The organism is Luedemannella helvata, assembly GCF_039528415.1.
Taxonomy (GTDB): domain Bacteria; phylum Actinomycetota; class Actinomycetes; order Mycobacteriales; family Micromonosporaceae; genus Luedemannella; species Luedemannella helvata.
In genome coordinates, this window is record NZ_BAAALS010000007.1 from 1 (window position 1) to 20,758 (window position 20,758).

The following is a 20,758-nucleotide window of genomic DNA, read 5'->3' on the forward strand; positions in this document are numbered from 1 at the left end:
GGGCGGCGCGCGGTGCGCGGGCGGCGCGCGGTGCGCGGGCGGAGCGCGCGGCGCGGGCGGGGGCGGGAGGAACGCGCGGGGCGGTGGGGGGTGTTAGGTGGTGATCATCTGGGCCGTTGTGACCACCTCTCGGTCGGGGAGGAAGTTGTCCAGGATGTGCCGTCGCGCGCGTACGCCCATGGTGTGGTTTTCGGGGGTGTCGGCGAGCGCCGTTGTCACCAGGGAGCCGAACGTCGCCAGGTCCGTGGGGTCGGTGACGAGCAGGCCGGTGTCGCCGTGGGTGATCTGGGCGCGGATGCCGCCGACGGCGCTGGCGACGACGACGCGCGACTTGAGCATGGCCTCGGCGACGGTGAGGCCGAAGCCCTCCACGAGGCTCTTCTGGGTGACCGTGGTGGCGGCCCGCTGGATGGCGTTGACCAGTACGGCGTTCTCGCTGAGGTCGGCCATGGGCAGGCAGATCAGGGCGACGCGCGCGCGCAGGTCGGGCGGCAGGGCCTGCCAGTCGGTGACGCAGCGCTGGAACCAGACGCCCTGCTCGATGTCGTCCGGGATGCTGGCCGGGTCGGGTCCGACGAGGGCCAGGTAGCCCTCGGGCACGAAGGTGGTGAAGGCGGCCAGCACGCCGTGCATGTCCTTGAGCCGGTCCCAGCGGGAGATCTGGGCGGCGATCGGCTGGCCGGGCTCGGGTGGGCCGACCGACACGACCGTGGCGGCGTGGTTCAGGTGGACCGGTCTGCCACCCAGGTCCACAGTGGTCGGTTCGGTGGGGGCGGGTCCGGTCGAGAGGCCGCTGCGGGCCAGGGCGGTGGCGATGACGTCCGGTGCGAGGTCACGGTTCTTGGGGATGAACGGCGCGACGAACGGCGGCAGGATGGTCACGGGGCGCTCGCGCAGGCGCGGCGGCACGTGCCAGTCGACCGAGAAGATCAGCCCGTCGGCGTGGTCGAGGAGCGGGGTGAGGAAGTCCCAGCCGAGCGTCGAGGCCTCGGTCTGCTCGTCGACCCCGACGTGACAGCGCCAGTACATCGCGGCGACGTCCTTGCCGAGCAGGTCGATCAGGCCGGTGGTCTGGAAGTCGTGCAGGATCACGATGTCGTCGGGGCCGAGCAGCTCGCGGAACGCGTCGGCCACGGTGGTGAGGTTGGCCAGGTAGTCGGTGCGCTCGGCGTCACCGAGGGGACCGCCGTCGCCGATACTGCCGTACAGGGCGCCGTACAGCCGCTTGGTGATCGAAAAAAAGCGGTCATCGCCGCCGATGACCGCCCACCTCGCCGGAACCCCGAGACTGCGATACAGGGGGATCACGGTGTGCAGCATCTCGGCCACCCCGCCGCCGGCCCCCGTGGAGTTCACATGCCACAGGGTGCCGCCGGCGCCGAGCCGCTCCTTGATGCTGTCGGCCGCCTCCCGCAGCCGCGCCGCCCGCTCCGGGCCGATCAGGCTCTCCAGCGCCTCGCGGTCCGCCGTGTTCGCGGTGGCCTGCTCAGTCAACATCGCCTTGGTCCTTTCGCGCATCGACGCGTCCTCAGTGACGCGTCAAGCACGTACGGTAGCGAGGCGATATAGCGTGGAGGTTACGAAAGTCATCTATATTTGCAGCAAACGCATCATGACGTCGCGGCGTCGAGCGGGTCGGCGAGCAACCGTTCGAACGCCAGCTCAGCCGCGCCGAACAAGGGTGCGTCATCGCCGAGGTCAGGGGTGCGCAACCGGACATGCTGGCGGCAGGCGGGCAGGGCCATGCGGGTCAGCCGCTCGCGCACCTGCGCGGCCGAGGCGAGGTACACCTCGCGCAGCGAGCCACCGAAGATGACCATTTCGGGGTTGATGATGTTCACCAGGTTGGCCACCCCGAAGCCGAGCCACCGGCCCACCTGACGCACGGCCGCCTGGGCCACCACATCGCCGCGCCGGGCGGCATCCACCACGTCGGTCACGGCCTGCCGGCCCTTTCCGTCGCGGTCGGCGGCGCGCAGCAGCGCGTACTCCCCGATTTCCGTCTCCCAGCAGCCCTGCGAGCCGCAACCGCAGGCGCGGCCCTGCGGATTGACGACCATGTGGCCGACCTCGCCGCCGTGGCCGCGGTGCCCGGTCATCGCGCGCCCGGCGGCGATGATCCCGCCGCCGATGCCCGCGTCGCCGTGCAGGTAGATGACGTTGTCGCAGCCGGTGGCGACGCCCCGCGTGTGCTCCGCGAGCGCGGCCAGGTCGGCCACGTTGCGCACCGTCACGGGCGGCGCCGACGTGCGCGACTCGGACAGCGCCCCGCCGAGCCCGGCGGCGAGCGCCTCCTCCAGGACGGCGGCGTCGCCCAGGTAGACCCGGCCGTCGTCATGGCGGGCCATCGCGCAGACGGCCACCCCGCTGCCCACGCACGTGGTGCCGGCCGGGACGGACGCCTCCGTCTCACGGATGAACTCCACGAGCGGCGCGACCACGTCAGCGGGACGCGGGACCTCCCGGCGATCCAGCACCTTGCCACCCAGCCCCACCCGGGCGGCCGTGAGGCGGTCGACCTCGACGGTGAAGGCGTACGCGTAGACCCGCTCGTGCTCCGGCCGTACGACCAGCGAAGGTCGCCCCGTCCGCCCGTGGTCGCGGGGCAGTTCCTCGGTGACCAGGCCCGCCGCCGCCAGGTCGGCGGTGAGCGCGCCGATCGTGCTGCGGTTGAGCCCGAGCGAGGCGGTCAGCTCCGCCCGGGACGTCGGTCCGCGTACGTGCACGTAGCGCAGCAGCGTGCCTAGGTTGTGACGGCGGATTTCCTCCTGGGTGGGACCGGCCCGCATGTGCCCGCTCTAGCTCAGGCCGCGGGCCGCCGCGCGCCGCCGGGACAGCGCGTCCACGCCGGCGGCCGCCAGCAGGACCAGGCCCGTGACCACGTACTTGATCCACGACGACTCGGTGAGCAGGTTCATGCCGTTGTCGATGATCGCCACGACCGCACCGCCGAGCACGGCGTCGAGCACCCGGCCCTTGCCACCGAAGAGGCTGGTGCCGCCGATGACGGCCGCGCCCACGGCGTAGAGCAGCACGTTGCTGCCGCCCGAGGTGGGGCTCACGGAGTTGTCGCGCGACGCGGCGATGATGCCGCCGATCGCGGCCAGCGTCGAGCAGATCACGAAGGCGCTGATGCGCAGCCGGTCGGTGGCGATGCCGGCGCGGCGGGCCGCCTCCACGTTGCCGCCGACCGCGTACAGGTGCAGGCCGTACGTGGTGCGGCTCAGCACGAACGTCAGCGCGACCAGGAGGATGACCACGATCGGCACCACGATCGGCACGCCGCGCAGGGAGGTGCGCGCCGGGTTGAACGAGCGCTCCAGGTTGAGGATGTAGACGGCCACGCCGCCGGCCACGGCCAGCGCGCCGATGCGCAACGCGACCAGGCTCATCGGATCGCGGGTCAGGCCCTTGGCGGAGCGCCGCAGCGTGCGGTAGAGCTGCACGCCCGCGTAGCCGGCGATGGACACGCCGTAGAACACCCAGCCCGCCCAGATGGGCAGGTTGTTGTTGCCGATCTTCAGGATGGTCGAGTCCTGGATCGAGATGATCTGGCCCTGCTTGACGATGAGCAGCAGGACGCCCTGGAAGGACAGGAACGCCGCCAGCGTGACGACGAAGGACGGGATGCCGACCTTCGACACGAGCATGCCCAGCACGAGGCCGGTGACGACGCCGGTGAGCAGCGCGATCGCGATGGCGAAGTACCACGGCATGTGCTGTTCGAGCATGAGGATCGCGGCGAGCGACGCGCACACGCCGCTCGTGTAGCCGGCCGACAGGTCGATCTCGCCGAGCAGCAGCACGAAGATCAGGCCCATGGCGATCACGGTGACGGCCGCGCCCTGGAACAGCAGGTTGGCGAAGTTGGTCGCGGAGAAGAAGACCGGCCGCGCGAGGGAGAACCCCACAACCAGGACCAGAATCCCGAGTACGGCCGGCAGCGCGCCCATGTCGCCGCCCCGCACCCGGCGCCAGTACGCCGCGACGTGCGCGGTCAGCGATGCCACCGGCTGCGTGGTGCCCGCGTTGGTCATGACTCGACTCCGTTATCCGCGTTCGAGGAGGACCCGTTCTCGGGCGGCAGGCCCAGGTTGCCGCTGCGGCCGGCCGTGATCAGCTCGACGACCTGCGCGTGCGTGACTTCGCTGGCCTTCACCTGCGCCACCATGCGGCCCAGGTAGAGCGCGGCGATGCGGTCGGCGACCGCGAAGACGTCGTTCATGTTGTGCGAGATGAGCACGACCGCCAGGCCGCTGTCGGCGAGCCGGCGCACCAGCTCCAGCACCTGAGCGGTCTGCGCGACGCCCAGCGCGGCGGTCGGCTCGTCGAGGATGACCACCCGGCTGTTCCAGAGCACGGCCTTGGCGATGGCCACGGTCTGCCGCTGGCCGCCGGACAGGCTCGACACCCGCTGGCGCACGCTCTTCACGGTCCGCACGGCCAGGTCGGACAGCGTCTTGGCGGCGAGCTGCTCCATGGTGTCGTCGTCGAGGACGAGACCGACCCGGCGCTCGCGACCGAGAAACATGTTCTGCACGATGTCGAGGTTGTCGCAGAGCGCGAGGTCCTGATAGACGATCTCGATGCCGAGGGCGGCGGCGTCGCGCGGCCCGTGGATGTTCACCGGTCGGCCGTCGAACAGGAACTCGCCGGAGTCGTGCCCGTAGATGCCGCTGATGCACTTGACCAGAGTGGACTTTCCGGCGCCGTTGTCGCCGACGAGTGCGGTCACCGCGCCGGCGTTGATGGCGAAGTCCACGTCCCGGAGCACCTGCACCGGGCCGAAGCTCTTATGCAGGCCCCGCAGTTCGAGCAGCGGCGTGTCCTCGGATGTCACGTTCGCCTCCCCCTCACGTCTCGTGGCACCGCGCCGCACCGGGCCATGACCCGGTGCGGCGCGGACCTTACTTGCTTCAGGAGATGCCGGCCTTGGTGCACAGGTCGGCGAAGGAGCCAGCGCAGAGCTCCTCCTTCGTGACGTAGCCGTCGGCGACGACGTCCTTCACGTTGTCCTTGTAGATCGCCACCGGCTCCAGCAGCTTGGACTGCACGTCCTTGCCGGACTCGGTGTCCTTCACGGTGGTCAGCCCGGTCGGGGTCTGCCCGTTGGCCAGCGCGACGGCCAGTTCGGCAGCGCCGTCGGCCTCCTTCTTGATCGCCTTGTAGACGGTCATGCACTGGTCACCCACGAGGATGTTCTGCAGGCCCTGGACCGTGGCGTCCTGCCCGGTCACCGGCACCTTGCCGTTGAGCTTGTTGCGCTTGAGCACGGCGATCGCGGCGTTGCCGAGACCGTCGTTCGCGGCCAGGACGCCATCGATCTTGTTCGACGTCTTGGTCATCATGTTCTCGAAGATCGTGCCCGCCTGGGTGTTGTTCCAGTCGGGAACGAACTCGTCCGGACCCTTCACGTACTCCTTGGAGTCGTACTTGGGCTGGAGGACGCCGTCGTAACCCTGCTTGAACAGGGTCGCGTTGTTGTCCGTCGGCGAGCCGTTGAGCTCGGCGATGACCGGGTTCTTCGCGCCGCCGTCGGTGAGGCACTTGACCAGGCCCTCACCCTGCAGCGTGCCGACCTTCACGTTGTCGAAGCTGACGTAGTAGTCAGCCCCGCCGTTGAGGGTCAGCCGGTCGTAGTCGATCGTGCCGATGCCCTGCGCCTTGGCCTTGTCCAGCACGGCCTTGCCGGTGCCGGAGTCAAGGTTGACGATCATCAGGACGGTGATGCCGCCGGTGATCATCTGGTCGGCGATCGTCTGGAACTGCGCCTTGTCGCCCTGCGCGTTCTTGATCTCGAAGTCGACGCCGGCCGCCTTGAAGGCCGCCTCAAGGTACTTCCGGTCGGCGGTCTCCCACCGCGCCGAGGAGGCGCTGTCCGGGAGGATGACGCCGATCTTCGCCTTCTTCTCGGTGCCGCCGCCCGAGCCGCCGTTGCCCTCATCTGAGCATGCGGTGAGTCCGCCAGTGGTGATGAGGGCGAAGGCCGCGAGAGCAGCCATTCCTTTTCTCATCGCCGGTCCTTTCTGCCAGGTGCCGCCGAATTGTTGTGCCCGGCAACGTATTACCGCCCGTGACGCCAACACAAGACATCGGCACTTCGAAAAATGTTGCGCCCGGTAACAATTCCGCAACGAGCCCGTGACAACCCACCCTCCACAAGGGACGGCCCCGGCTCCCACCGGACGTTTGGGTGGTTCCGCGCGTATTACGGGGTGCGGGTTTGGCGCGAAACCACCCAAACGTCGGCGGCAAGCCGGGGCGCGGGCAGGGCAGAGGCGGGGCGGGTGGGGTTAGAGGCGGGAGGTGGCGGTGGCGAAGAAGGGGGTGAGGGCGGTCGTGCCGGCGTTGGTGAAGCAGACCGTGCCGAGGGTCAGGTCCGGGCTGCCGGACCAGCCCGAGATGGTGCAGTAGTTCGGGTCATCGCCGTACGCGGTGACCTGGGCGTGCGTCTCCTTCTCGCCGACGCCCGGGAACCGGTACGCGGAGTGGCCCGGCAGGCCGATCACGGGCGCGCCGGTGTTGGCCCCGAAGCCGTACAGGTTGTTGTAGTTGCTGGGCCCGGCCAGGTCGGGCGTCCACAGGTAGCCGAAGTACTTCGGCGGGTAGGGGCCGACGACCGACCGCTCCCGGTGGTAGGACACGGCGAACTCGGTGTTCGTGCGCACGCCGGCCGCGTCGAAGCAGAACACGTACGCGATGACGTCGGCACCCGACACGCCCCACTTGGCGATCTTGCAGCGTCGCGGCTGGGCGTTCGGCCCGATGGCCGTGGCCTGCAGGTTGCCGGAGAGCCCGCGCCCGGCCACGCCGGGGAACTTCACCTCGTACGCGCCGACGCCGATCGGGCCGGCGCCGTTGCCGGCGCCGGTCGAGTTGTCCTGCGCCACGATGCCGGCGGTGCCGTACCGGACGAACGCGTACCCGCCCGGGGAAAGCGCGATCCCGCCGCCGGACCCGGTGGTGAACAGCACCGTGAAGCGGGAGTCGTCCGGCGCGCCGCCGGGCCTGAAGCAGGCGACGGCCACGATCAGGTCAGCGCCGGCGTCCCGCGTGAACACGGTCTCGCAGTACTGGCCGGTCCGGTTGACGGCGGTCACGTGGACGATGCCCGCCCCGCTCGCGGCCAGGTAGGGGAACCGGACGTAGTACCGGCCGGTCGCGATGCGGGTACCGGTCGCGACGGCGGCCGGGAAAGCGGTCTTCCAGGTGCCCCACTGCCGGCTGGTGTCGAGCGTGAACCAGCCGGCCGGCGGGGTGGCGTTGTCGAAGTACGCGAAGCCCCACTGACTCACGGGGGCGGCCGCGGCCGGCGACGCCGGCAGGGCGACGACAGCGGTACTGACCAGGCTCAACGCGAGCGTGGCCAGCACGGGACGGAAACGCATGATGCCTCCACATCGATGTAGAACGATGGATCGCTACATCATGCGGTATCAATACGTTTCCGAGCGGTGACTGACGGTGATCGGACTCGGGCGCTAGCCGGCGAGCAGAACGCCCGCGCGGGGGACGACCGGGTCGAGGCCGAGGCGGCGCAGGATCTGCCACACCGTGGCGCTCGCCGACGACACGACCGGGATGTCGAAGAGCTGCTGCACGGCGTCGAGGACCGGCAGGGACGGCATCTGCACGCAGGCGCTGAGCACCAGGGCGTCCGCGTTGGATGTGTCGACCCGCTGGGACAGCTCGATGAGCTGCGCCGGGTCCAGCCGGCCCACGGCGAGGTTGTCCGGCACCTCAAGGCTGATCGAGTCGACGACCTTGACGCCCTCCGCCTCGATGTACTCGCACACCGTGGCGGTCAGCGGCTTCATGTACGGCGCGAGCACCGCGATCCGCTGGGCGCCGAGGTGCTGCAACGCCTCGACGAGCGCGCCGGCCGACGACACGACCGGGGCGGTCGCGCCCGTCTCGGCAAGGGCGGCTTCCGCCAGGCGCTTCTCCGAGTCGCGGTGGTAGCCCAGGCCCTGCGCCATGATCGCGACCAGGCAGGCGTACGCCATGACGTCGACGCGGGCGTCGGCCAGCTCGACCGCGCAGCGCAGCGAGTCGTTGTCCATGGCGGTGAGTTCTTCCGGCGTCACGTGCTTCATGCGCATGCGCGAGGAGTGGAAGGTGAACGTCTCCGGCCGGATCTCCGCGCGGGCACGCAGCATCGCCGGGATCTCGGTCTCCATGGTCGTGTTGGAACTGGGCACGATGAGGCCCACGCGGTACGCGGACATAAGGGATGGTTCCTTTCGCAGAGCTATGCGCGGTAGCGCAGGTTCGCTGTCTCCAGCGCGGGCAGCGACGCCGCGTTGGCGCGCCGCCACCGGATGTCGACCGGGCCGCCGTGATCGGGGCGGGCCAGGCCGTCGACCTCGATCTCGAGGCCGTCGAGCGTCACGGGCAGGGCGTCGAACGCGTATGTGGGGTCGACGTCGCGCACCAGGCCCAGCGCGGCGTCGAGCAGGTGGAACTCCAGCACCTGCTTGGCCCGCGCGCCGTCGTGGTCGCGCAGCGCGTCCAGGAATACCTGGTCGAGCCGGGTGAAGTCCGCCAACGCCACCGGCCGGGAGAAGTACAGCCGCTGGTGGCGGTAGATCCGGGTGTGCAGCGTGCGGATCAGGTCGGTGAACGCCTCCGGGTACCGGTCGAGCAGGGCCCGGTGGAAGCGCCAGTGCGCCTCCTGGAACTCGTGGATCGAGATCGACGGGCGCTCCATCTCCGCGAGCGCGTCCGCCATCGCGGCGACATCGGACTCGGTCACCCGCGCCACGATGGCCGCGACCGTCACCGGCTCGACCATCAGGCGCAGGGCGTACGAGTTCTCCACGTCCGACAGCGCGACCGGCGCCACCTCCATGCCCCGGTTGGCCTGGCCGATGACCAGGCCCTCCACCTCAAGCTTCTGCAGCGCCTCGCGCAGCGGGGTGCGCGAGACGCGCAGCTCCTCGGCCAACTGCTGCTGCGACAGGCGCAGGCCGGGCGGGTAGTCCCCGCCGATGATCCGGTCGCGGATGGCGAGGTAGATGTCGTTGACGGCGGTACCGGGGCGACCAGCCATGTCAGCCAGTTCCATTCGTGGGATCGTCGGAGCCGAGCTTGCGCTCGAACAGCCTAGTGAACTGCTCCGGCTCCTGAGCCGCGATGATTTCCAGCTGCATCGCGTCGAGCAGGATGCGGTAGGCCTTGCTCGGCACGCTGATCTCCAGCCGCTCCCCGTTGCGGGTCCACACCTTGCGCAGGAGTACGCCGGTGAACTCGTTGCCGATGCCCACCCAGTCGCTCTCACGCACGATGCCGTCGTCACCCGCGGCGTGGGGTTCCAGCCCTTCGAAGGTGCTCACAGTGTTGCCTCCTCGGTGGTGTTCACGGCGACGCGGCGCACTGCCGATGCGTACACCTGTGGTTTCGTCCCGGCAAGGACCGGGAGTCTGCCGCGGGCCTCGGCCACCGCGGCGAGGTCCAGTTCGAGGACGCGTACGGCGCGGTCCTCCTCGCCGAGGTCCGCGATCACCTCACCCCAGGGGGCGACGGCCAGCGCATGACCGTACGTGGGGAAAGCGCCCTCCCCGACGGTCGCCGACGCGACGACGAAGCAGCCGTTCTCGATGGCCCGTGCCCGCAGCAGCGTGTGCCAGTGCGCGTCGCCGGTGATCCGGGTGAACGCCGACGGCACGAGGATGACCTCGGCGCCGGCGAGCGCGAGGGCCCGGTACAGCTCGGGGAACCGCACGTCATAGCAGATGGTCAGGCCCACCTGGACGCCGTTGATCTCGACGAGCACCGGTTCGGTGCCGCCGCGTTCGACCGTCGACGCCTCGAAGGAGACACCGCCGATGCGGGCGTCGAAAAGATGGACCTTGTCGTACCGGCCGGCGATGGCGCCGCGCGGGTCGATGACCAGGGCCGAGTTGAACACCCCGTCGGGGGTGCGGTTCTTCATGCCGCCCAGGATCACGGTCACGTTGTTGCGGGCGGCGGCCTCGCGCAGGGCGTCGATCTGCGGCGCGTCCTCGGAAAGCGCGTTCTCGCGCATCGTGGCGTTCGTGCCGAGGAACAGGCCGTTCTCCGGCAGCAGGACGAGGTCCGGCCGGTCAGCGGCGGCACGGTCGATCAGTTCGCGGGCGACCTCCACGTTCGCTGACAGGTCACCGTTGACCTGCCATTGAGTGATCGCAATACGCAACCGCCGCTGACCGGACATCTCAGGCCCCCGCCAGATCCATGTGGACGACCGTCCAGCCGCCACCCGAGGCGACCATCGGCTCGTACGCGTACACGTCGCCGCGCACGCCGGGCCCCACGATGCCCAGCATGATCAGCCAGTTCAGGAACTCGTACTGGCCGTGGTCGAGCAGCGGGTACGGCTCGGTGTTGGCCAGGTCGAGGCCCCGCCCGCCGCGCAACAGGTCCAGGATGTACGTGTCGAACTCCACGTCCACGTGGCCGAACTTGCCCGGGTCGAGCCAGTGCGACAGGCCGCCTGTGGCCAGCATGGCGACCCGCAGGCCGGACGAGCTGATCGCCGCGCGCAGCGCCGTGCCGAACTCGCGCGCGTTGTACGGCGAGAACGACCGGGCCGGCTGGGTGATGATCGGGATGACCGGCAGGTCGGGCCGGGGCAGCAGCAGCCGCAGCGGCACGACGAGCCCGTGGTCGAGGTCGACCCGCGGGGCCACCTCGACCTCAAGGCCGGCCTCGTGCACCGCGTTGACCAGCGACTTCGCGAAGTCCGGCGCGCCCGTGAGGCGCAGGTCGAGGTCGGGACGCTTGAAGAACTCCATGCTGCCCGTGTGGGTCTCGCCCGCGCCGATCACGAAGTGGCCGGTGTCGAAGCTCTGGAAGTGGCAGTCGGCGGTGACGAGCAGGACGTCCGGTTGGGCCTCCTTGAGCCGCTGCGCCAGCTTCTCGTAGCCGCTGAGCAGTCGGGCCACGGCGTCATCCGGGTCGATCTCCGGGCGGGCCAGCAGGTCCGGCACGTGCGAGCAGCCGCCCGCGAACACCAGCCCGGCCGGGACGTCCGCCGGCGGCAGCGGGGCCGACAGGTCGGCCACGAACCGGCCCTTGCTCTTCGAGTCCCCCAGGTCGTCGCCGAACCACCGGCCCACCAGGATCGTGATCCCGTCGATCACGCCGGCCGAGCGCAGCCGGTCGCGGTCGCCCGAGACGATCGTGTTCGTCCACGACTCGTCCAGGCCCAGCTCGCGCTGGGCCACGGACGGGTCGGCCTTCACGCGGGCCAGCAGGTCCGCGTCCCGCGCCATCGCGAGGATGGCGTTCTCCAGCGTGGCTCTGTCCACTGTGCTCAGCCCTCCACGAGCTTGCCGTCGCGGACCACCGCGACGCCGTCGATCTCCACGGTGCAGCCGCGCATCGGCACGTCGAGGTGCGCCGGGGTCTCCCGGTCGGCGAACCGGTTCGAGCCGGTCGACCACATGAAGTTGCCGGCCGTCGAGCGCAGCTCCTGGCCGTACAGGGTGCGGGGGTCGTACACGTCAAAGGCCGACCAGCGGGCCGCCGGCAGCAGGCCCCAGCCCATGTGCGACAGGGCCCAGACCTCGTCGTCCTTCCACGACTCGAAGTAGTCGTTGAGGAGGTGCGCGTCGCCGCCGCCGCTGATCTCGGTGATGAAGCCCTTCTCCACCTTGACCGTCACCTGGTCGCGCACGTAGCGCTGCCACGGGATCAGCGCGTCACCGGGCTGGAGCACGATCTGGCCCTCCGCCGTACGGTCGCGCGGGAAGCAGGCCACGAACCCGCTCGGCCAGTGGTCCCACCGGCCCGGCTCGTCGACGTAGCCCCACTGGTGCGTGATCGGCAGGTCCTCGCCGGAGATGTCGGCGGTCAGGTCCGTGCCGGCCGCGCTGGTCACATGCAGCGTGGAGCCGGCCTTCAGCACGCGGCCGCCGGCCTCCACGTTGGCGCGCAGCAGCTTGCCGCTCATGAGGCGCTCGAGCACGTCGTTCGGCTCGGCGACGAAGAGCATCCGCTTGCCGTTGCCGGTGATGCGGGTCCGCACGTCGGAGTGGATCAGGCCGCCGACGGTGACGTCGATGACGATGTCGCACTCGCCGGCCGCGGCCAGCAGGGCCGGCACCTCGCGGCCGTCGCCCACGTACGGGGGCAGCATGGGGTTGGACAGGCTGGACGCGTGCAGCACGAGCACGCTCGCGCCGAGCTGGCGGGCCGCGGCGACAGCCGCCTCCACGTACTCGTCCTTCTGGCCCAGCTCGGCGATGATGCCGACGGTCTCGTCCTCGGTCACCTTGCAGAGCCGGAACTGCTCCACGAAGTTCTCGGTAAGGGTGCGGGGCATGGGGGTTACTCCTTTACTAGTACGTGGCGCGGACGGCGCCGCCGTCGACGGCGAGCGAGGCTCCGGTGACGAACGAGGCGCGGTCGGAGGCGAGGAACGCCACGACATCGGCGATCTCTTCTGCCTCGGCCCACCGGCCCAGGGGGATGTCCTTGACCACGGCCGCGATCTCGTCCTCGACGGTCGTGTTGTTGCGGTTCGCCTTCGCCTCGACGATGGCCTGCATCCGGTCGGTGCCGGTCGCGCCGGGCATGACCTGAGCGACCCGCACGCCGTGCGGGGCCAGCTCGCCGGCCAGCGACTTGATCAGCGCGGACGCGGCTGACCGGTAGGACGCCGAGAGCACCCCGCCGGCGGCGGGCTGGCGTACCCAGGTCGACGAGAGCAGCAGGATCACGCCGCTGCCCTGCTCCTTCATGCGCCTGGCGCCGCTCGTCGCGAGCTGGACCACCGGGCGCAGCAGCAGGTCGTGGGCGGATGCCCAGTCGGCCCAGGTCGTCTCCAGGGCCGGGATGATGCGGGGGCCCGGGGTGTTCAGGACCAGGATGTCGAGTCGCTGGTGCTCGGCCAGCACGCGGTCGACCAGCGCGGCGGTCGCGTCCGCGTCGCCCAGGTCGTGCGCGAGCGGCACGATCCGGCCGGCGCCGACCGTCTCCGGCTCCCCGGCCGACCGCGCGGCGGCGACGACGGTCGCGCCCTCGGCGGCCAGGCGCTGCGCGACGGCCCGGCCGATGCCGCGCGAGGCGGCGGTGACCAGGGCGACCTTGCCCGCTAGTCCGAGATCCACTGTTCTTCTCCGGTCAGTCGGTGATCGTGATGGCGCGCTCGGGGCACCCGGCGGTGGCCTTGCGGACCGCCTCCTCCTGCTCAGGCGCGACCGTGCCGTCGCCGATCAGCGAGGCGTAGCCCCATTCGTCGAGCTGGAACACGGCCGGCGCGTGCTCCACACACGTGCCGTAGGCGGCGCACTTGGTGGCGTCGACAGCTACTCGCATCGGTCATTTCCTCTCGTGTGGTGCAGGGTTGTCGCCGCGCTGCGCGCCAGGGCGGTCGCGCCGTCGAGGAACGCGCAGGCGCCCCGGCCGGTCAGGGTGGTGCCCCACCGGACCAGGTTCTCGACGTGCTTGGGGTCCTCGTCGCCGCCCGCCACCTGGGTGAGCGTCCTGGCGATCGCCTTCGTGCCGTTGAGGCAGACGCCGCACTGGCGGGCCGACTCGGCCTCGAACCAGCGACCCAGCTCGGCGGCGACCGCGACCAGGTCGACGTCCGGGCCGAACGCGGTGAGCGAGCCGCAGCCCAACCCGCTGCCGGCCGCGCGTACCGCGTCGTAGCAGCAGGAAAGCTCCGCCAGGTCGCCGCTGAGCAGGCCACCGAACCAGCCACCCATGAGCAGTCCGCCGTACCCACCGGCGACGCCGCCGGCCGCCCCGAACAGGTCGCCGGTGCTCGTGCCCAGCGGCGCCTCGTAGACGCCGGGCTCCGCGCAGCCGTTGAGGGTGAACAGGGCCGTGCCGGGCGACGCGGCCGTACCCGCCGACCGGAACGCCGCCGCGCCGAAGGCGGCGATCCACGCCGCGTGCGCCAGGGTCTCCACGTTGCTGACCAGCGTCGGCAGGTCGTCAACGCCGCGCTCGAACGGCCTGGGCGGCTTGGCCAGCGGCAGGGCCGGCCCGCCGTTGATCGAGCGGATGGCGGCGGTCTCCTCGCCGGCGACATAGGTGTGCTCGGCGCGATGGATGTCCACACGCAGCCCGGCCGGGACGAGGCCGGCGGCGCGCGCGTCGGCGATCGCGCCCGCGACCGCGGCGGCCGTGTCGGCGCGCGACACGTAGAACACGAGCCGGCCGGCGCCCGTCGCCTGTGCGGCCAGCAGGGCCCCGTCCAGCACGAGGTGCGGCCGGTGGACGAGCAGCCAGCGGTCCTTCGCCGAGGCGGGTTCGCCCTCATGACCGTTCGCCACCACGACCTTGTCGCCCGCCGCGTCGGCGACCGAGCGCCACTTCACGTGGGCGGGGAAGCCCGCGCCGCCCCGCCCGCGCAGGCCGGCCTCGGCGAGCTGGTCGATCAGCCCGGTGACGTCGCGGCGCGCGAACAGCCCTTGATCCAGCTCCGCGCGCAGGCCCCAGACGCCGGGCTGTACGCCGGGCAACACGAGGCGGGGCGTCCCGAGGGCCCGCGCCGGGGCGAGCCGCTCGGGGGCCCGGATCAGGCGCGACGCGGTCATGACGGTCATGACGTCCCGCCCTTGATCACCGCGAGGGCCTCGGCGAGGGAGATGACGTCGGCGTACTTGGCGTCGAGGTCGAGCAGGGCCGCGTCGTGCGGGCCGGCCTCGCGGTCGCCGACGCACTCGCGCACCACGAAGGTGGGCAGGTCGTTGGCGCACGCGTCGACCGCACTCGCCCGCACGCAGCCGGAGGTCGTCGCCCCGCACAGCAGGAGCGTGTCGACGTCCAGCTCACGCAGCGACATCAGCAGCCGGGTGTGCGCGAACGCCGACGCGGCCTGCTTGGCGATGACCGGTTCGGACGGGCGCCGGTCCAGCCGGTGATCGATGTCGACCCACGGCGTGCCCGGCCGCAGGTCGCGCATGGCCGGCATCTTGGTCAGCCAGGTGCGCACGCCGCCCGTACCCGGAAAGGAGATCGTGGTGAAGAAGACCGGGACGCGCGCCGCGCGGGCCGCGTCCAGCAGGCCCCGCGTCGCCTCCACCACCGGGGTCAGGTCGAAGCCGGGCCCGCACGTGGGGTCGGTGAAGCCGTACTGCAGGTCGACGACGACAACCGCGGGACGGTTGCCCGGCGTCAGCCGACCCGCGAGGCCGCCGGCCGCGTAGCGCGCCCGCACGTCGTCGATCCACGCGCTCGTCATGCCAGCTCCCTCAGCGTGCCGCCGGACGGGGCCGCGAGTCCGCGGATGGCCAGGCCGGAGTCGACCACGACCGTGGAGCCCGTCATGGCGGCGGACTCGGTGGGCGAGGCGAGCAGGGCGTACACGGAGGCGTAGTCGTCCGTGGCCGGCATGACGCCCAGCGGCAGCGCCTTCTCGGTGCCGTCGAGCACGGCGTCCTTCTTGCCCTGGTCGAGGATGGACAGCCCGGTCATCACCGTCTGCGCCACGCCGGGCGCCACCGCGTTGACCCGTACGTGCGGGGCCAGCTCGTACGCGAGCTGCTTCACGACGCCGGCCAGCGCGTGCTTGGCCGCCGTGTAGAACACGCCACCGCCCGAGGGCAGGTTGGCGGCGTACGAGGAGGTGAGGACGACCCGGCCGCGTCGGGCGGCGAGCGTCGGCAGCGCGGCCCGCACGGTCAGCAGGGCCGAGGTCACGTTGGCCCGCAGGCACTCCGTGAGCGCCTGCTCGATCGCCTCGCCGGGCACGTCCACGAGCGGGACGGCCTGGTCGAACAGGCCCGCGCACGACACGACGACGTCGATGCCGCCGTACGCGGCCACGGTCTCGTCGACGACGCGCGACGCGTCCGCCCAGACGCCGGGGTCGGCGACGAGCGTGCGCGCCGGGCCCGCGAGAGCGTCGAGGCGCGCCGCGTCCACGTCGACCGCGACGACCGTGGCGCCGTCGGCGACGAACCGGCGCACGACGGCGGACCCGATGCCGCCGCCGGCACCGAGCACGACGCAGACCTGTCCCCGCAACGATTCCATCACTGTCCTGAGAAGGTGAGCTTCGGCCACTCGCCCTTGGGGGCGCGCATCATCTGGGCGTAGAACCGGTACATGTTGCGCTGGACGCCCTCCTCGTAACGGGTCCAGTACGTGATGCCGGGGCCGGGCCAGTCGTCGACCGGCTTGGCGATGCCGATGCCGGGCATGCCCATCTGGTAGTTGAGTTCGAAGTCGAGCAGCTCGGCGGCCACCGAGCGGCCGGTGCGGCCCACGGTGATCCACGGCTCGGTGTCGTCCATCTCGAACGAGCCGCCGACGGAGAACGTGCCGAGCCCGGCCCTGTACGCCCGGTCCTTCTGCTCGGGCGACATGCTCTTGTACGCCAGGAACCAGTTGAAGATCTCGATCTGGCCCGGGCCCTTGGGCTGCCAGGTGCGTACGGTCAGCACGCCGGTCGGCGCGTGCTTGGCGCCGTCCTCGGTCATCGGCAGGGCGAGGATCGAGAAGTTCGGGAACACGTTGCCGACGAACACCCGCGACCGCCGGGCGATCTCCAGCTGCTCGGGGCTGATCCGGTTGCCGCTGGTGAACCGTTCCGCGACATCCTCGGGGAAGCCGAAGAACTTCGGGCCGGGCTCGTCGGCGTCCGGCGCCATCGAGAACGACAGCGAGTGCCCCGGCGAGGCCTGGATGTGGTAGCCCATCATGTTCTCGCGGAACGGCACCGGGAACGCGCCGATCTCCCACACGGAGCGGTGCAGCGTGCCCAGGTGGTAGTCGTCGCCGCAGAAGTTGTCGGCGCCGGACTTCCAGTTGGCGTCCACCACGAACCGCTGCGGCGCGCCGATCACCTCGACGCCGCCCTCGTCGAGGCCGAAGACCAGATCCAGGTACCAGCCCATGCCGCCCAGGTAGTCGCGCAGCGACGGGGCGCTCGGGTCGAGGGTGGCGAAGATGAGGCCGTGGTGCGAGTCGACCTTGGCCGCCTTGACCAGGCCGTTCTCCTCCTTGGACATGCCGCCGAAGGCGTTGCGCCACAGCGGGGCGCCGACCAGCTCGCCGGTCGTGTTGTAGGTCCACCCGTGGTACGGGCAGCGGAAGTGCGACGTGTTGCCCGAGTCGGCCCGACACACCTGCACGCCGCGGTGGCGGCACGCGTCGAACAGGACGTTGATCGAGCCCTGCTCGTCGCGTACGACGATGAAGTTGTCCTCGCCGATGCGGCGGACCACGTAGTCACCGTTGGCCGCGATCTCGGACTCGTGGGCCAGGAACACCCAGCAGCGGCCGAAGATGTTGCGCAGCTCCGTCTGGTAGACCTGCGGGTCGCCGTAGATGGAGGCGGGGATGAGACCGCGGTCGAGGCCGGTCTCGATCTGGTTCATCAACTGCTCGACGCGGGGCGTCAAAGTCGGGGCGGTCATGGTCACTCCCTGGGCGGCACGGGTCAGAAGAAGAGGGCGAGGTTGTGGGTGCCGATGACGGTGAGGTCGAGCAGCACCACGCGGCGCAGCAGACGCAGCCGGCCGTCCTCGCGGCGCAGCGTGTCGGCCCGCTCGCCGGAGAGGATCTGCGGGTTCGTCTGGTCCTGCCGGGTGCGGTAGACCAGCACGTTGCTGCGTACGTGCAGCAGGTCGGCGTCGGTCTCGTCGCGGCGGACCCGGACGTTGGTGACGAAGTGGCGGATCCGCGACGGCGGGTCCTCCGCCCAGGCGAAGCTCGTCTCGTTGCGCGCGACCTTGGCGTTGAGGGAGCCGTAGTCCTCGTTGAGGTGGTAGGTGTCCGGGATGAACCCGCGGCCCCGTGCCCGCTCGACGGTCTCGCGGACGGGCAGCTGGTAGACGACGTCCTTGCTGACCATCTCGCTGAGCCATTCGCGCTCGCGCAGATCGTCCAGGAGCTCAGCCTCCAGGTGCAGGAAGTCCACGACCTCGACGTGCTCCGGCGAACCGGTCGACAGCGGTCTCATCTCGTTCTCCATCACCGCGGATTTTGCATACAGTTTTGAATACACAGGGATCCTTACACGGGAAATGGCAGCTCGCAAGGGCTACGTTTACAGAAGTCTGGCCACATAGAACGCGGAATGATCGCATCGAGCACCCGACCGGGCCGCGGCGCCGACCCGGTCACGCGCACCTCGACCCCGGCATCCGCCAGCTCAGCGAAGCCGATGCGGCCGGGTACGAAAAGGATCTCGTGGGCCACGGGGACCTCCTTCACCTGTGGTGGGCCGGGCCGGCGACGGGGGATCGCCGGCCCGGCGGTTCATCACGTGCCGGGCGGGAGCCCGCTCAGGTCGCGCAGGCGTCGCAGATGGGCGCGTTGCCGGCGCGCGCGTCGCGGTCCATCTCCTGGGCGACGTAGGAGTGGCGGCACGCGTGGCAGCGCACCCGCTTGCCCCACGGGTCGTCGACCTCGTTGCGCACGTCCGGCCCGCGGTCGCGCAGCGGCGAGGGCAGCAGCTTCGTGCAGGCCGCGTACAGGCCGGCGGCCACCACGAACACCACGATCTGGGAGATGCCCGCGAGCTTCGCCGGGGCGGAGTCGACCTCGATGAGGTAGATGCCGATGCCCGAGGCGATCAGCCAGGCCAGCAGGCCCCAGGTGACCTTCGGCAGCCGCCGCGCCCGGAACTCGGCGCCCTTGCGCCGGTCCTCCGGCACGATGACGAAGTGCGTGAGCACGACCGCGACCCAGCCGACGAGCAGGACGCCCTGCCAGTTCAGCGCCGTCTGCAGGTAGCTGAAGACGTCGGTGAGCATGAGCAGGTAGACGGCGGCCGAGACGATCACGACCCAGACCAGTCGCGGGATGCGCAGGCCGGTGAGGCCGGTGACGAGGCGCTCCCAGTTCGCTGAGGCCAGGTAGTAGTTGACGCTGTTGATGCGGGCCTGCGAGGCCACGATGATCACCAGGCCGACGAAGCCGAGCGTGGCGAGGACCGCCCGCACGACCCCGATCTCGGCGGCCGGCTCGTTGGGCAGCACGGCGCGCACGAGGAAGATGCCCGCGAGGCCGTTGGCCAGGAACAGCCACGTGTAGAAGACGGGACCGAACGTGACCACGTTGTGGAAGGTCTCGTCCTGCTTCTTCGCGAACCGCGCGAAGTCGACCGTCGACGGCATGAGCAGCCAGATGCCCATATACAGCACGAACCCGAGCACCCAGCCGGGGTAGCTGCGGGCGACATCGGGCACGATGCCGGGGAACGACCACCAGTCGTTGTTGTCGTACTTGACGGCCGCGACGATCACCGCGGCGACGATGCCGACGGCGTAGAGCGGCAGCAGGATCGCGTTGAGCTTCGCCATCCAGGTCTGCACGCTGCCGAGCATCAGCGGCAGCATGGCCACGACGACGACCAGGTACCAGATCTTGATGTCGCCGGCCTCGAAGTACGTCTGGAACGCCACGGCGAGCGTACTGCTCTCGAACACCGCGTAGTAGGTGGTGTTGGCGGCGATGAGCAGGGCCGTCAGTGACGCGCCGACCACGCCGAACATGCGCCGTGACAGCAGGGTGCTGTTCAGGCCGGAGCGCAGGCCCCAGCTGGCGAAAAGGGCGTTGACGATCGAATAGACGATAACGGACAGAACAATCGCGATGAGGGCGTTCGTCGTGCCGTAGAGGCTGGCCACCAGGGCGCCATAGAAGAGCCAGACCATGGCACTGAGCAGGGACCAGAAGGACATGGTGAGCTGCCACCGCCCGACACGGGCGCTGAACGGGACAACGTGGGTGCTGTAGTCGTCCGCCCGCTGCTCGGCGACGACCTTGGGGTCGTCGTGATCGGCGGTGTCGAGCGTGGGCAACGGAATCGTTTGGGCCATCAACTCGTCCTTGGGTGGTGGGGTGCATACAAGATTGCATGCACTATTGGATGCGGGGAGAGTCACACGCCCTCTGACCTGCCGTCAAGACCTGTCGTAGCGTATGCATACAGAACTGCATGCAATTTTGGAGGTTCGTATGAAGGTCCTCGGCCTGCGCTGGCTCGGCTCCAGCTCGGCTCACCTCGACGAGATGAGCCGGCTCTTCGGTGAGGTCCTCGGCCTGCCGGTCGGCCTGGAACAACCCGACGCGCGCGTCTTCGACCTGCCCGACGGCAGCGCCGTGGAGGTCTTCAAGGCCAGCGACACGGAGCACTCGTTCTTCGAACACCCGGTCGCCGGCCTGCTCGTCGACGACGTCCGGGAGGTCCGCGCCCACATGGAGGCGCACGGCGTCGAGTTCATCGGCGAGGTGCACGACGGCATCGAGACGTCCTGGGCGACCGCGTGGTCGCACTTCCGCGCCCCGGACGGCTACGTGTACGTCCTGGTCAGCCGCGCCGCCCGGCCCACCACCCGGGCGTTCGACGAGCTGCGCGTCTGCCTGCGGGTCAGCAACCTCGACGAGGCCGTCCGGTTCTACCGCGACGGCCTGGGCATGAACATCGTCGACGAGTGGGAGCACCCGGACGGGCAGCGCGGCGTGCTCTTCGGCGTCGTCCCGGCCGCCATCGAGATCTTCGACGACGCCCAGTGGGACCTCGTCGACAACGCCGAGGTGGGCCGGACACTGGGCCGCGACCACGCCCTGCGCATCGAGGCCCGCGACCCGGAGCACCTGGACGCGCTGGCGTCCCAGGTCGAGGCCGCGGGTGGCGTACGGTCCGGCGAGGTGGTGCGCACGCCGTGGGAGCAGACGTGCCTGCGGATGGAGTCCGGCGAGGGCGAGCAGCTGTCGCTGTTCATCCTGCCCGACGAGGAGCGCAGGACCCGGACCGAGGCCCGCCGGCACCTGGGCGCCTGAACTCGGACGAAACGGGGCTCCCGGTCGC

At 70.5% G+C, this 20,758-nt stretch carries 22 protein-coding genes; 1 reads left to right on the forward strand and 21 read right to left on the reverse strand.

Going from position 1 to position 20,758, the window contains the following annotated elements; genetic code table 11:
* Nucleotides 1-93: 93 nt before the first annotated feature.
* The 21 genes from ABD191_RS08870 to ABD191_RS08970 all read right to left on the reverse strand — a co-directional run bounded on the left by ABD191_RS08870 (nt 94) and on the right by ABD191_RS08970 (nt 19,766).
* On the reverse strand, nt 94-1,497 hold the full coding sequence (locus tag ABD191_RS08870; RefSeq protein WP_344078825.1) for a glycosyltransferase: 1,404 nt from the start codon (nt 1,495-1,497) through the stop codon (nt 94-96).
* Nucleotides 1,498-1,610: 113 nt separating this feature from the next.
* Nucleotides 1,611-2,789, reverse strand: coding sequence for an ROK family transcriptional regulator (locus ABD191_RS08875; protein WP_344078827.1), 1,179 nt, complete (start codon nt 2,787-2,789; stop codon nt 1,611-1,613).
* A gap of 9 nt (nt 2,790-2,798) precedes the next feature.
* Complete coding sequence (locus ABD191_RS08880; RefSeq protein WP_344078829.1) at nt 2,799-4,037, reverse strand: sugar ABC transporter permease; 1,239 nt, start codon at nt 4,035-4,037, stop codon at nt 2,799-2,801.
* A complete protein-coding gene (locus ABD191_RS08885; RefSeq protein ID WP_344078831.1) occupies nt 4,034-4,840 on the reverse strand; it encodes an ATP-binding cassette domain-containing protein in 807 nt (268 codons plus the stop codon). Before ABD191_RS08885 ends, ABD191_RS08880 begins: the two co-directional genes overlap by 4 nt.
* A 76-nt stretch (nt 4,841-4,916) precedes the next feature.
* Nucleotides 4,917-6,014 (reverse strand): sugar ABC transporter substrate-binding protein, encoded by a 1,098-nt coding sequence (locus ABD191_RS08890; RefSeq protein WP_344078833.1) that lies wholly within the window; start codon nt 6,012-6,014, stop codon nt 4,917-4,919.
* A gap of 279 nt (nt 6,015-6,293) precedes the next feature.
* On the reverse strand, nt 6,294-7,388 hold the full coding sequence (locus ABD191_RS08895) for a hypothetical protein (protein ID WP_344078835.1): 1,095 nt from the start codon (nt 7,386-7,388) through the stop codon (nt 6,294-6,296).
* Nucleotides 7,389-7,481: 93 nt separating this feature from the next.
* Nucleotides 7,482-8,228 carry a maleate cis-trans isomerase family protein gene (locus ABD191_RS08900; RefSeq protein ID WP_344078837.1) on the reverse strand — a complete coding sequence of 249 codons (747 nt, stop codon included), beginning with the start codon at nt 8,226-8,228 and terminating at the stop codon, nt 7,482-7,484.
* A gap of 23 nt (nt 8,229-8,251) precedes the next feature.
* Nucleotides 8,252-9,067, reverse strand: coding sequence for a GntR family transcriptional regulator (locus tag ABD191_RS08905; RefSeq protein WP_344078839.1), 816 nt, complete (start codon nt 9,065-9,067; stop codon nt 8,252-8,254).
* Nucleotides 9,054-9,335, reverse strand: coding sequence for a hypothetical protein (locus ABD191_RS08910; RefSeq protein WP_344078841.1), 282 nt, complete (start codon nt 9,333-9,335; stop codon nt 9,054-9,056). The genes ABD191_RS08905 and ABD191_RS08910 overlap by 14 nt, the downstream gene beginning before the upstream one ends.
* Nucleotides 9,332-10,195 carry a carbon-nitrogen hydrolase family protein gene (locus tag ABD191_RS08915; protein ID WP_344078843.1) on the reverse strand — a complete coding sequence of 288 codons (864 nt, stop codon included), beginning with the start codon at nt 10,193-10,195 and terminating at the stop codon, nt 9,332-9,334. The genes ABD191_RS08910 and ABD191_RS08915 overlap by 4 nt, the downstream gene beginning before the upstream one ends.
* Before the next feature lies 1 nt (nt 10,196).
* The gene (locus ABD191_RS08920) at nt 10,197-11,291 is read right to left on the reverse strand and encodes a DODA-type extradiol aromatic ring-opening family dioxygenase (protein WP_344078844.1); all 1,095 of its coding nucleotides are present in this window, start codon (nt 11,289-11,291) and stop codon (nt 10,197-10,199) included.
* Nucleotides 11,292-11,296: 5 nt separating this feature from the next.
* A complete protein-coding gene (locus ABD191_RS08925) occupies nt 11,297-12,307 on the reverse strand; it encodes a 2,5-dihydroxypyridine 5,6-dioxygenase NicX family protein (RefSeq protein WP_344078845.1) in 1,011 nt (336 codons plus the stop codon).
* A gap of 16 nt (nt 12,308-12,323) precedes the next feature.
* Nucleotides 12,324-13,094: an SDR family oxidoreductase gene (locus ABD191_RS08930; protein ID WP_344078846.1), complete on the reverse strand. Its 771-nt coding sequence runs from the start codon at nt 13,092-13,094 to the stop codon at nt 12,324-12,326.
* Between the two features lie 13 nt (nt 13,095-13,107).
* A complete protein-coding gene (locus ABD191_RS08935) occupies nt 13,108-13,302 on the reverse strand; it encodes a ferredoxin (RefSeq protein WP_344078847.1) in 195 nt (64 codons plus the stop codon).
* Nucleotides 13,293-14,540: an NADH-ubiquinone oxidoreductase-F iron-sulfur binding region domain-containing protein gene (locus ABD191_RS08940; protein WP_344078848.1), complete on the reverse strand. Its 1,248-nt coding sequence runs from the start codon at nt 14,538-14,540 to the stop codon at nt 13,293-13,295. Before ABD191_RS08940 ends, ABD191_RS08935 begins: the two co-directional genes overlap by 10 nt.
* Entirely contained in the window at nt 14,537-15,178 is a 642-nt protein-coding gene (locus ABD191_RS08945) for an isochorismatase family protein (protein WP_344078850.1), read from the reverse strand. The genes ABD191_RS08940 and ABD191_RS08945 overlap by 4 nt, the downstream gene beginning before the upstream one ends.
* Nucleotides 15,175-15,972 carry an SDR family oxidoreductase gene (locus ABD191_RS08950; RefSeq protein WP_344078852.1) on the reverse strand — a complete coding sequence of 266 codons (798 nt, stop codon included), beginning with the start codon at nt 15,970-15,972 and terminating at the stop codon, nt 15,175-15,177. The genes ABD191_RS08945 and ABD191_RS08950 overlap by 4 nt, the downstream gene beginning before the upstream one ends.
* Entirely contained in the window at nt 15,972-17,357 is a 1,386-nt protein-coding gene (locus ABD191_RS08955; protein WP_344078853.1) for an aromatic ring-hydroxylating oxygenase subunit alpha, read from the reverse strand. Before ABD191_RS08955 ends, ABD191_RS08950 begins: the two co-directional genes overlap by 1 nt.
* A 23-nt stretch (nt 17,358-17,380) precedes the next feature.
* The gene (locus tag ABD191_RS08960) at nt 17,381-17,902 is read right to left on the reverse strand and encodes an aromatic-ring-hydroxylating dioxygenase subunit beta (protein ID WP_344078855.1); all 522 of its coding nucleotides are present in this window, start codon (nt 17,900-17,902) and stop codon (nt 17,381-17,383) included.
* A gap of 53 nt (nt 17,903-17,955) precedes the next feature.
* Nucleotides 17,956-18,141, reverse strand: coding sequence for a hypothetical protein (locus ABD191_RS08965; protein ID WP_344078857.1), 186 nt, complete (start codon nt 18,139-18,141; stop codon nt 17,956-17,958).
* Between the two features lie 86 nt (nt 18,142-18,227).
* Entirely contained in the window at nt 18,228-19,766 is a 1,539-nt protein-coding gene (locus ABD191_RS08970) for a purine-cytosine permease family protein (protein WP_344078859.1), read from the reverse strand.
* A 139-nt stretch (nt 19,767-19,905) separates the two neighbouring features.
* Between ABD191_RS08970 and ABD191_RS08975 the strand changes: the two genes are divergently transcribed.
* Entirely contained in the window at nt 19,906-20,730 is an 825-nt protein-coding gene (locus ABD191_RS08975) for a VOC family protein (RefSeq protein WP_344078861.1), read from the forward strand.
* The last annotated feature ends 28 nt before the right edge of the window (nt 20,731-20,758 follow it).